The 12564-nt window shown below is 39.6% G+C and carries 8 protein-coding genes and 1 pseudogene; 8 read left to right on the top strand and 1 reads right to left on the bottom strand.

Annotation, left to right across the window (positions count from 1 at the left end):
• Positions 1–156: 156 nt before the first annotated feature.
• Positions 157–1629 (bottom strand): membrane-bound lytic murein transglycosylase MltF, encoded by a 1473-nt coding sequence (gene mltF / locus BHE89_RS22625; protein WP_069367835.1) that lies wholly within the window; start codon positions 1627–1629, stop codon positions 157–159.
• A gap of 264 nt (positions 1630–1893) precedes the next feature.
• Between mltF and purL the strand changes: the two genes are divergently transcribed.
• The 8 genes and pseudogenes from purL to BHE89_RS22590 all read left to right on the top strand — a co-directional run.
• Entirely contained in the window at positions 1894–5784 is a 3891-nt protein-coding gene (purL, locus tag BHE89_RS22620; RefSeq protein ID WP_069367836.1) for a phosphoribosylformylglycinamidine synthase, read from the top strand.
• A 690-nt stretch (positions 5785–6474) separates the two neighbouring features.
• Positions 6475–7923 (top strand): sensor histidine kinase, encoded by a 1449-nt coding sequence (locus BHE89_RS22615; RefSeq protein WP_069367837.1) that lies wholly within the window; start codon positions 6475–6477, stop codon positions 7921–7923.
• A complete protein-coding gene (locus BHE89_RS26675; protein ID WP_286146425.1) occupies positions 7923–8531 on the top strand; it encodes a hypothetical protein in 609 nt (202 codons plus the stop codon). Before BHE89_RS22615 ends, BHE89_RS26675 begins: the two co-directional genes overlap by 1 nt.
• A 31-nt stretch (positions 8532–8562) precedes the next feature.
• Entirely contained in the window at positions 8563–8979 is a 417-nt protein-coding gene (locus tag BHE89_RS26670) for a hypothetical protein (RefSeq protein ID WP_353615160.1), read from the top strand.
• An 11-nt stretch (positions 8980–8990) separates the two neighbouring features.
• Complete coding sequence (gene glrR, locus BHE89_RS22605; protein ID WP_023581612.1) at positions 8991–10328, top strand: two-component system response regulator GlrR; 1338 nt, start codon at positions 8991–8993, stop codon at positions 10326–10328.
• 73 nt (positions 10329–10401) lie between these two features.
• Positions 10402–12018 carry an NAD+ synthase gene (locus BHE89_RS22600; protein ID WP_069367839.1) on the top strand — a complete coding sequence of 539 codons (1617 nt, stop codon included), beginning with the start codon at positions 10402–10404 and terminating at the stop codon, positions 12016–12018.
• 25 nt (positions 12019–12043) lie between these two features.
• Positions 12044–12373, top strand: coding sequence for a nitrogen regulatory protein P-II (glnB, locus tag BHE89_RS22595; protein WP_128860786.1), 330 nt, complete (start codon positions 12044–12046; stop codon positions 12371–12373).
• Between the two features lie 98 nt (positions 12374–12471).
• Positions 12472–12564, top strand: a pseudogene (locus BHE89_RS22590) (RnfABCDGE type electron transport complex subunit D); the annotation flags it as partial.

The raw sequence follows: 12564 nt of genomic DNA, 5'->3' as shown, positions 1-12564 counted from the left end.
ATGGCATAAAAAAATGTAGTAATTTTTAAGATTAAGAAAATATTAATTTAGTAGATTGTTTAATGGTTGAAGTGGTTTTTGAATAGTAGAAATGAAATAAATAAGCCTCTATAAAAAGAGGCTGTGTTGCTTAATGGGCTGTTTTTATTATCAAAATTATTGATAAGCCATATCTTGAGTCAATGACAATGATGTTCTTTCTTGTTCACCCTCGTTATTATTCTCTTTATCTTTCGATAATATTTTATTTTTGCTCTCTTTAGCTTGAAGGTAACCGACAAGGCTAAGTTGATATCGTCGAATGTTTTCAACATAACGATAAGCCTCATGACCTCTCGCATAGCCATAAGGGAGATCTGCATAATATTTCTTTTGGCTAAGTAGAGGTAATCTTGATTTTACATCTAGCCAACTGTCAGGATCGGCATTTTGTTGCTCAGTAAGCCTTCTGGCATCAAGCATATGACCAAACCCCATATTGTATGCGGCTAATGCAAACCAAATTCTTTCATCTTCAGGGATAGAATCCGGTAAGCGCGAAAGGAGATGCTTAAGATATTGCGCTCCTCCTCGAACACTCTCTTCAGGATCCAGTCTGTCAGTAACACCCATACTTGATGCAGTAGGGCGAGTTAACATCATTAATCCTCTGACGCCTGTTGGTGATGTAGCATGAGGATCCCAATGTGATTCTTGCCATGCCATAGCGGCCAATAATCGCCAATCGAAAGTATCAGCATACTTTTCAAAAAGAGGCTGATAGTTTGGCAAAATAGAATCTATCGCCGTAATAAAAGAGATAGTATCGAAGTAATCAAATGAACCTACATGACCAAAATACTTTTCTTCAAGTCTTGCTAATACATCTTCTTGAGATAATTGATTAAAGTAATCGAGCATTGCTGCATATAAGCTATTATCTTCACCTTCTGGTAGATACCATGTTAATGGACGGCTTTCAGTGACTTCAAACCCTACGGCAACATTAGGATGAATGCGTTGTTGTACTGCAACACTAATTGAATCTGCTAACACATAGGTGATTTTGCCTTCTGATAATGCCTCTAGTAGTTGAGAGGTTGTCTGATTATCTGATTCTTCCCATTCAAGCTCAGGATATTGCGTCTCTTTTAATGTTCGCAATAAACTTGCATGAGCCGAGCCGGCTGTGACAACAAGACGCCCATCTAATGTATCAAAGCTACGTGGTCTTAATGTCCCTTTACGATAAATGAGCTGTTGAGAAACGGAAAAGTAAGCAGGACCACTGCGTGTCGTCTCTAATCTCTCTTTATTATAAAGTAATCCGGCGGCGATAAAGTCAGCTTTATTATTTTCCAGATCATCAAACATTTGGTTGATATTTGTCCGCATATTAACGACAAGTTTCACGCCTAGATAATCAGCAAAGCGTTTCACTAATTCATAATCGAAACCTACGGGGTCCTTTTTATCGTTCATCGTTATCAATGGTGAAGGTATCGTACTAATTCTTAACTCACCACGAGATAAAATCTTATTTATCTGCGCTTTTTGCCTATCTGGCCATGTAATATTCAACGCGATAATCGCCGCTGAAAAAAGCGCTATGATAACGATAACAAAATAGTTTATCCTTATATTATTCAATAGGTTGGCTCTCGTTAACGTTGTTTGTTGTTGTGTGTAAAATTGTCATTTTAACATGGATAAATTTCCAGTAATCGAGCATTTTGCTTAACATATTGGCAAGACGCAACTTGATTACACCAATTAATCATTAAAACACGCTAAGTTAAATGCCGTTATTTTGTTCACGCAAACGGTTTCGTCTGGGCGGTTATTCTATTATACTAGGCGCGTTTCCCCTGAATGATTGATCAGGCTAGCTGCTAAAAGAGAGAACTCAATACTATGGAAATCCTGCGTGGCTCCCCCGCTTTATCCGCGTTTCGTATTAATAAATTACTCACTCTATGTCAGGAAAATGATCTTCCTGTACAAAGTATATACGCGGAATTTGTCCATTTCGCGAAAGTGGAAGAGCAGTTATCTGAAGATGATCAAATTAAATTACGTCAACTCCTACATTATGGACCATCATTAACAGAACATGAGCCTGTTGGGGAAATGCGAGTCGTTACACCTCGTCCAGGAACCATTTCACCTTGGTCTTCTAAGGCGACAGATATTGCTCATAACTGTGGTCTAGCCAAGGTTGTCCGAATTGAACGAGGTATCGCCTATTTTATTGAGTGCGGTACGATGACCGCCACTCAGTGGCAACAGCTTTATGGTTTTATTCATGATCGAATGATGGAAACCATTTTTTTAAATTATCAAGATGTAAATGCACTTTTTGCTGAGCAAGCCCCAGCACCACTAAAAACGATTGATGTGCTTGCGAAAGGTAAAGACGCACTAATAAAAGCTAATATCGAAATGGGGTTAGCGTTAGCAGACGATGAAGTTGATTATTTAGTCGATGCGTTTAACCGCTTACAACGTAATCCAACCGATGTTGAGCTTTATATGTTTGCACAAGCTAACTCCGAACACTGCCGCCACAAAATATTTAATGCTGATTGGATCATTGATGGTAAAGCTCAAGATAAATCATTATTTAAAATGATTAAAAATACGTTTGAGCAAACGCCTGATTATGTCATGTCAGCTTATAAAGATAATGCCGCAGTAATGGAAGGCTCTGTGGCGGGGCGTTTTTATCCCGATTCAGAAAAAGGACATTATCACTATCATCAAGAACCTGTACATATCTTGATGAAAGTAGAAACGCATAATCACCCAACGGCTATTTCACCTTGGCCAGGAGCAGCAACGGGATCGGGCGGCGAAATTCGAGATGAAGGTGCAACTGGACGCGGTGCAAAACCTAAAGCGGGCCTAGTTGGATTTTCGGTTTCTAACTTACGTATTCCTGGATTTGAGCAACCTTGGGAAGAAAATTTTGGTAAACCAGAGCGTATTGTTAATGCATTAGACATCATGACTGAAGGCCCGTTAGGTGGTGCTGCATTTAATAATGAGTTCGGTCGTCCAGCATTACTCGGCTATTTCCGAACCTATGAAGAACGTGTTAATAGCCACAATGGTATTGAAATTCGCGGTTACCATAAACCCATTATGTTAGCTGGGGGGATCGGTAATATTCGTGAAGATCACGTACAAAAAGGTGAAATCACCGTTGGTGCCAAGTTGATTGTACTTGGTGGACCATCTATGAATATCGGCCTTGGCGGTGGGGCTGCTTCTTCTATGACATCGGGTCAATCAGATGCAGATTTAGATTTCGCTTCTGTTCAGCGTGATAATCCAGAAATGGAACGGCGTTGCCAAGAGGTTATCGATCGTTGTTGGCAATTAGGTGACGATAACCCGATTTTATTTATTCATGATGTTGGTGCTGGTGGTCTTTCTAATGCAATGCCTGAATTAGTTAATGATGGCGGTCGTGGTGGTCGTTTTGAATTGCGTGATGTTCTTAATGATGAACCAGGTATGAGCCCACTAGAGATCTGGTGTAATGAATCCCAAGAGCGTTATGTATTGGCGGTATCACCTGAAAAAATGCCTCTTTTTGATGCGTTATGTCAGCGAGAAAGAGCACCTTATGCAGTGATCGGTGAAGCAACACAAGAGCGTGAATTAGTGCTCAATGATACACACTTTGATAATAAGCCGATTGATATGCCATTAGACATATTATTAGGTAAAGCGCCTAAAATGTTGCGTGATGTAAAATCGCTTAAAACAGAAGGTGAGTATCTCTCTCGTAAAGATATCGATTTAAAAGATGCGGTTTATCGTGTTCTTCATTTACCCGCCGTTGCTGAAAAAACCTTCTTAATTACTATTGGTGATCGCACGGTAACGGGTATGGTTGCACGTGATCAAATGGTTGGTCCTTGGCAAATTCCTGTTGCTAACTGTGCTGTTACTACAGCAACATTAGATAGTTATTATGGTGAAGCGATGTCTATTGGTGAACGCGCACCTATCGCATTGTTAGATTTTGCTGCATCTGCACGTATGGCCGTCGGGGAAGCGCTAACAAATATGGCGGGTTGTGATGTAGAAGCGCTTAATCGCATTAAGCTTTCGGCTAACTGGATGTCTGCCGCAGGTCACCCTGGTGAAGATGCCGGTTTATATGACGCAGTGAAAGCCATTGGTGAAGAGCTATGCCCAGCGTTAGGCATTACTATTCCTGTGGGCAAAGATTCGATGTCAATGAAAACGCGTTGGCAAGATAAAGACGGTCAAACTAAAGAAGTAACATCCCCATTATCTTTAGTTATTACGGCATTCTCTCGTGTTGAAGATGTGCGTAAAACAGTGACACCTGAATTATCAACACAAGCAGGCAACCGCTTGTATTTGATTGATTTGGGAAATGGACATAATGCATTAGGTGCGACGGCACTCGCACAAGTTTATCGTCAGCTAGGTCAGAAAGCGGCAGATCTTCGTGATGTTGAGCAATTAAAACAGTTCTTCAATGTGATGCAGCAATTGGTCAGTGATGGCAAATTGTTGGCCTATCATGATCGCTCTGATGGTGGATTATTTGTCACTCTTGCCGAAATGGCATTTACAGGTCATTGTGGCTTAAGCGTTGATATTAGTGCTTTTGATGAAGATATTTTAGCGGGACTCTTTAATGAAGAGCTCGGTGGTGTGATCCAAATTCGTGGTGAACATCAAGAGGTTGTCGAAGCATTATTTGCTGAATATGGCTTAGCGGATTGTTTACATTATTTAGGCCAAGCAACAGAAAATGACGCCATTATTATCCAAAGTCGTGAAACCGAAGTTTATAATGAAAAACGCAGTACATTGCGTCTTTGGTGGGCAGAGACAACTTGGCAAATGCAGCGTCTACGTGATAATCCAGAGTGTGCGGATGAAGAACATCAAGCAAAACAAGATCTCAACGATCCAGGGTTAAATGTGAAGTTAACGTTTGATCCAAATGAAGATATTGCTGCACCTTATATTGCAACTGGAAGCCGTCCTCGTATTGCGGTATTAAGAGAACAAGGTGTTAATTCTCATGTTGAAATGGCGGCTGCTTTTGATAGGGCGGGTTTTGATGCTATCGACGTTCATATGAGTGATTTACATTCATCACGACGTTCACTCAGTGATTTTGATGTGCTGGTGGCTTGTGGTGGATTCTCTTACGGTGACGTATTAGGTGCGGGTGAAGGTTGGGCTAAGTCTATTTTATTTAATTCTCGTTTACGTGATGAGTTTGCTCAATTCTTTGAACGCCAAGATACTTTATCTCTTGGGGTCTGTAATGGTTGCCAAATGATGTCAACATTATCCGAACTTATTCCAGGTGCAGACTTGTGGCCTCGTTTTGTTCGCAATCGTTCTGAGCGTTTTGAAGCGCGCTTTAGTTTAGTGAAAGTGACAGAAAGCCCATCATTATTATTGCAAGGTATGGCGGGTTCACAAATGCCTATTGCTGTTTCTCATGGTGAAGGGTTTGCTGAATTCCGTAATACAGAGCAATTAGCACAACTAGAGGCTCAAAATTTAGTAGGATTACGTTTTGTGGATCATTATGGCAATCCAACAGAACAATATCCATTAAATCCTAATGGCTCTGTAAAAGGGATCACTGCGGTCACGACAAAAGATGGTCGTTCAACCATTATGATGCCTCACCCAGAACGTGTGTTTAGAACGGTCAGTAATTCTTGGCATCCAGATAACTGGGGGGAAGACAGCCCTTGGATGCGTTTATTCCGCAATGCAAGAAAACAATTTGATTAATCAAAGGTAATATTACCTTAGTAATAAACACATAAAGCTCTACATTGTTAGAGGCTTTATTTTATTGATAATAAAGGTAATTATTTTTCATTGTATAAAATAGGTGACATCTCGTTATTTTAAGTGTCTCTTTTTGGCGACATTTAATTAATTGAAATATAAGTAATTATTAAATTTAGGGTAACTCTGTCTGGATATGGAGACAGTTTGATTGTTTTATAACTAGATAAAAAAGAGTGATAAATAAAATATTAGAGAGATTTTTTATTTTTTGTTTATTTTCAACGCGTTAAATATTTACTTGAAAAGTTGGCACGCCTTGTGCATTATATAAATCAGTTGCTCATTCAACTTTTTATGTCGGTCCACAATATGGGTGGGAACATACCACATAAGCCAGGAATGACGCCAGAGTAAGGTGCCTACCGTCCAACATCATGATACTCGTCTTCGGACCTTATCAAACACAGGGCGACACGTGGAGTGAGGCACCACCTTCATTCTCTTTTAGAGAAAAAAGAGATGAAATATTGACGAGCGGAATATCTCAGTAAGATATTCCGCTCTCCCACTTCTAGAGTCAGCCCCATTTCCTCGTTTGTGTTTGTTCTCTTATTTGATTTTCCTAATGTCGGACTTTTTTCTTGTTATCAAGTCATGTAGCATCGCATTACTCTAATAGGTGTTGAGATGATTTCATTGAAAAAGTGGCGTATTTTCCCTCGTTCTTTAAGACAGCTCGTAATAATGGCATTTTGGATGGTGTTATTACCTTTGCTTGTGCTTGCTTATCAGGCTTATCAAAGTCTTGATCAATTAAGTAATCAGGCGGCTATTACTAATAAAAATGCACTTGCAGATACTGAACGTAGTGAAGTGATGCGAAATCTAGCAATTGAAATGGAAGGAAACTATCGTCGATATTGTGTGTTAAGAGATAAAACCGATGATGATATGTATCAGCAACGTTACCAGCAATACACCAAACTCTTCTCAACATTACAGCAAACCATTATACCTCTTTCTGCTTCTAAAGAAGCCGATGTACTTAATACCTCACTTGAAAAATTAACATCGATTCAATGTGAAAGCAGTGAGCCCACCAAAGAGATGCAACAAGCTTTAGAGCAGTTCTCTTATGCCAATAACCGTATTGTGGTATTAACTAAAGAGATTATTTTTAGCCGTGGTGAACAACTCCAAATGGCAATTGCTGAGAAAGGTCGCTATTTCGGTTGGCAAAGTCTTATCGTTTTTGTTTTCAGCTTGATCCTCATTGCGCTATTTACTCGAATGATTATTGGTCCTGTTAAAGGGATTGAAAAGATGATCAATCGATTAGGTGAAGGACGCACACTCAGTAATAATTTAGATACTTTTCAAGGGCCTAGAGAGTTACGTTCATTAGCTCAACGTATTATTTGGTTAAGTGAGCGTTTAGCATGGCTTGAATCACAGCGACATGAATTTCTGCGTCATATCTCTCATGAGTTAAAAACACCATTAGCCAGTATGCGAGAAGGCACAGAATTATTAGCTGATGAAGTAGCAGGTCCTTTAACGCTTGATCAAAAAGAAGTCGTTTCAATTCTTGATAATAGCAGCAAGCAATTACAACTATTAATTGAACAACTGCTTGATTATAATCGTAAACTTTCTGAAGTCCCTCAACAAATAGAAGATGTGAACTTGACTGATTTAGTCAATGACGTGGTATTAGCTCACAGTTTACCCGCGAGAGCAAAAGATATTAAAACGATAATTTCACTTAATCTAACCACATGTCGAGCAGAAGCGACGTTATTATCACGAGTTATCGACAATCTCTACTCGAATGCGGTGCACTATGGTGCTGAATCAGGTAATATCTGGATCTCTAGTTATCAAGTTGAACAGAAAATAGTTATTGATATAGCCAATAAAGGAACGCCTATCCCTGAATCTGAACAAAAAATGATTTTTGAACCCTTTTTCCAAGGATCGTTGCTACGTAAAGGGGCTGTAAAAGGAAGTGGTTTAGGTTTAAGTATTGCTCATGATTGTATCAAAAGAATGGAAGGTGAATTAAGCGTTGTTCCTTCTGACTATGCCGATGTCTGTTTTCGTATTGAATTACCGCTACTTTCTGAGATTAAATAATGCAAATCAGGTCACAAAAACGAGCATCTCCTCATCATGAGTATAAAAAAATAAATAAGAAGATGCTTGGTATTGAATTGTTATCTATGGCCCCTGCATCAACTAGAAAAATCGTATCAAATTGGAAGCAGTGTTTCTTATTTATTATGCTTCCGCTGGTTCTTTCAGGGTGTACCCCAAAGTCGCTCACTGAGACACAAGAGCCTGAGCAAGAAATCCCTGTTGTTAAACAAAAAACGATTGATTATCGTTGGGCTGAATGCAAAACATTAAGCTCATTTTATGATGAAGGTATCAATAACGCACTTTATTGGTTACGTGTCATTGAATGTACAAACCGCATAATGACGACAGAAGCACAGCGTCAAGCAAGCAGTGTTGTCGTCACAGGTTGGGATGATGCATTTTATAAAAGTATCCTATTAGAGCGTGCGGGAATGACGATTGCCGATCGTCGAACACAATTAGTGTTATTAGAAAGCTATAAATTACAATTTCCGAGTTCTATGCGAACACTATTATCGACATGGATTGAGAACCAAACACTCATTCTCTCTTTAGCAGAAGAAAAAAAGTCGTTATCGTCGTTTAACCACAGATACGGATAATAGAATTGATACGCTAAGAAAAGAAAATAGTGTGTTACAGCATGAACTGAATGTGACCCTGAAAAAGCTTGAAAGCCTTACCCAAATTGAACGTCAGTTATCGAATAGAAAACAGAGTAGCTCTGTTGATTCGCTATCGCAAAATGAAGATTTAGCCGAGAGCGCACCCGCAACCTCTGCGGAAACCGAAACAGTAAATACAGAGAAACCGACTACCGAAAAACCCGAGGTTGAAAAAACGACTGAAAAACCTGTTTCGACGCAATCGATAACAGATAAGTCAAAGGGCGAGGAAAAACAACCTTCTGCAACAGTGGTTAAACCAGAGCCTTCAAAATCAGGATCTACGAAAACTGAATCTACGAAACCTGAGGCGGTAAAACCAGAACCTGTCAAAACGGATACTGACACACAAAGCTCAAAACCGACTGAAGCAGGTTCTAAATAAGGAGAATGTGCATGGCTGGCCATAAATCAGCAAATCTTTTACTTGTCGATGACGATCCTGGGTTATTAAAGTTACTTGGTATGCGATTAACAAGTGAAGGTTTTCATATCTTCACCGCTGAAAGTGGACAAGAAGCACTAAAACTTCTCTTAAAAGAAAAAATAGACCTTGTTATTAGTGATCTCCGAATGGATGAAATGGATGGCATGGCATTGTTTGCTGAAATACAACGTCAACAACCCGGTATGCCTGTTATCATTCTTACTGCTCATGGCTCTATTCCTGATGCGGTAGCGGCAACACAGCAAGGGGTATTTAGCTTTTTAACCAAACCGGTTGATAGAGACGCACTGTATAAAGCGATTGATGAAGCTCTTGAGCTTGTGACGATTGTTTCAGATGAGGAATGGTCAAAAGATATCGTAACACGTAGCCCGCAAATGCTACGTTTATTAGAGCAAGCAAAACTCGTCGCCCAATCAGATGTGAGTGTACTTATCAATGGTCAAAGTGGTACGGGGAAAGAAGTGCTTGCTCAAGCTATCCATCGCGCAAGTCCTAGAGCAAAAAAACCTTTTATCGCCATTAACTGTGGTGCTTTACCAGAGCAACTACTCGAGTCTGAATTATTTGGTCATGCGAAAGGCGCTTTTACAGGCGCGGTGAGTAGTCGTGAAGGTCTGTTTCAGGCCGCTGAAGGTGGCACATTATTTTTAGATGAGATTGGCGATATGCCAATGGCATTGCAAGTTAAGTTATTACGTGTTTTACAAGAGCGAAAAGTTCGCCCATTAGGCAGTAACCGCGATATTGATATTGATGTACGTATTCTTTCTGCAACGCATCGTGATTTACCTAAAGCGATGGAACGTAATGAATTTCGTGAAGATCTGTTCTATCGTTTAAATGTGGTTAATTTACGTATTCCGACATTAAGTGAGAGGGCCGAAGATATTCCTATTCTTGCTAATCACTTATTGAGAGAGTCTGCCAAACGTCATAAACCTTTTGTTCGAAGCTTTTCAACCGATGCGATGAAATGCTTAATGACAGCAAGTTGGCCGGGTAATGTGCGCCAATTGGTTAATGTGATTGAGCAATGTGTTGCGTTAACAACGGCACCCGTGATTAGTGAAGCGCTTGTAACACAGGCATTACAAGGTGAAAATACAGCACTGCCTACATTTGCAGAAGCTAGAGGGCATTTTGAAATGACCTATTTGAGAAAGCTTTTACAAATGACAAAGGGCAATGTGACCCAAGCCGCTCGTATGGCTGGGCGTAATCGAACTGAGTTTTACAAATTGTTATCTCGTCATGAGCTAGATGCGAATGATTTTAAAGAATAACCTTTTCAGATAACGAATATATTTTTAAACTAACTTTCCTTTTATGCGGAAGATAGCGGAGAGACTAATTGTTATGAGTCGTAAACTAAAACTCGCCATGGCTCAACTTAATTGGGTTGTTGGCGATATTGAAGGTAACTGCGAACGCATGTTATCTACCGTTAAAGCACAAGAAGAGGCTGATTTAGTCATGTTCTCTGAATTGGCTTTATGCGGTTACTCTCCTGAAGATCTGCTATTTCGTCCTGATTTCCAACAGCGTTGTGAAACACAACTTACGCGTTTAGAACAAGCAAGTAAAAAAACGGCGATTGTTGTTGGACATCCTTGGTGGCAAAACGGCAAAATTTACAATGCACTTTCATTTTTCTATAAAGGTGAATTACAAGCGCGTTATTTCAAACAGCAATTACCTAATTATGGTGTGTTTGATGAGAAGCGTTATTTTCAACAAGGCAATGAGCGCTGTGTGGTACCATTTAAAGGCTACCATCTAGGTTTGTTAATTTGTGAAGATATTTGGATCAATGAACCTATCGATGCATTAAAGCAAGCAGGTGCTGATCTCGTTCTATCTATTAATGCATCTCCTTATAACCGTGAAAAACCCCATGTTCGTACACAACTCATTAAAGAACATTGCCAAAGAACACATCTTCCTGTGATTTATCTTAACCAAATTGGTGGTCAAGATGAGTTGGTGTTTGATGGTTGTTCAAAAGTATTTGATGAACGCGGTACTATTACGCATCGTTTAGCCGCATTTGATGAGCAAACTACCATCGTTGAATTTGACGAATTAAATATTATTCCGATGGAAGATCCTGCGCCAGAACTTTCACCTTTAGCGCAAGTTTATCAAGCGTTAGTGCTTGCAACACGTGATTATGTCATTAAAAACGGTTTTAAAGGTGCAATTCTTGGATTATCTGGTGGTATTGATTCTGGATTAACGGTTGCTATCGCGGCTGATGCCTTAGGAAAAGAGAGTGTTCAGGCTGTTATGATGCCATTTCGTTATACTTCAGAAATGAGTATTCATGACGCAAAAGAACAAGCAGATTTATTAGGTGTTGAGTTTGATACGGTTTCCATTGAACCCATGTTTGATGCTTTTATGACTCAGCTTGCCCCTATTTTTAAAGATACCGCGGCAGATACTACCGAAGAAAATTTACAAGCACGTTGTCGTGCTGTTATTTTGATGGCAATGTCGAATAAACGTCGCCGTTTAGTGTTAACGACAAGCAATAAAAGTGAATCAGCCGTGGGATACTCCACATTGTATGGTGATATGGCGGGTGGTTTTGATGTACTAAAAGATGTACCTAAAACGTTAGTTTTTGAACTTTCTAAATATCGTAATACACTTTCACCCGCTATTCCTCAGCGTGTTATTGATAGGCCACCATCAGCAGAACTTGCACCGGGACAGACAGACCAAGATAATTTACCTCCTTATGACATTCTGGATGCTATTCTTGAAGGTTATGTTGAACAAGATAAATCTGTATCTGATTTAGTTGCAGTCGGATTTGATGAAGCGACAGTCCGTAAAGTGATAAAATTAGTCGATATTAATGAATATAAGCGACGTCAAGCCCCTGTTGGGCCACGTATTACAAGTCGTAATTTTGGTAAAGATCGCAGATACCCAATTACAAGCGGTTTTGGTCGCCACAACTGGTAATAGCAGGATAATACGATGAAAAAAAATTGAAGCGATAATTAAGCCGTTTAAATTAGATGATGTAAGAGAAGCGCTCGGCGAAGTGGGTATCACGGGAATGACCGTAACAGAAGTGAAAGGTTTCGGTCGCCAAAAAGGGCATACTGAGCTTTACCGCGGCGCTGAATACATGGTCGACTTTTTACCTAAAGTGAAGATTGAAATTGTTGTCTCTGATGAGATTGTTGAAACCTGTGTAGAGACTATTATGACAACGGCACAAACAGGTAAAATTGGTGATGGTAAGATTTTTGTCTTTGATGTGAATCGTGTTATTCGTATTCGTACTGGTGAACAAGACGAAGAAGCTATTTAGTTATTAATTTAAGCCAAATAAATATATTCTGCATTTTTATTAAAAGCTCGATAATTTTTAATTCAAAATATCGAGCTTTTTCTTTTTCTTGTACATAATTAGTTTTTATTATTCGTGTTTATGGCGGATATCCCGATGCCGTCGCTTTCTCTGTATTACTTGCCAATATCGCTGTACCTCTTATTGATAGC

The sequence above is a fragment of the Shigella sp. FC1967 genome (assembly GCF_001743005.1).
Taxonomy (GTDB): Bacteria; Pseudomonadota; Gammaproteobacteria; order Enterobacterales; family Enterobacteriaceae; genus Proteus.
The sequence above is the reverse complement of the archived record's forward strand: the minus strand, read 5'-3'. Positions and strand labels throughout refer to the sequence as shown.

Bases quoted from the DNA above. Each gene is read 5' to 3' on its own strand.
- glrR (WP_023581612.1), top strand. From the start codon at position 8,991: ATGGCTGGCCATAAATCAGCAAATCTTTTACTTGTCGATGACGATCCT.
- BHE89_RS22615 (WP_069367837.1), top strand. From the start codon at position 6,475: ATGATTTCATTGAAAAAGTGGCGTATTTTCCCTCGTTCTTTAAGACAG.
- purL (WP_069367836.1), top strand. From the start codon at position 1,894: ATGGAAATCCTGCGTGGCTCCCCCGCTTTATCCGCGTTTCGTATTAAT.
- BHE89_RS22600 (WP_069367839.1), top strand. From the start codon at position 10,402: ATGAGTCGTAAACTAAAACTCGCCATGGCTCAACTTAATTGGGTTGTT.
- BHE89_RS26675 (WP_286146425.1), top strand. From the start codon at position 7,923: ATGCAAATCAGGTCACAAAAACGAGCATCTCCTCATCATGAGTATAAA.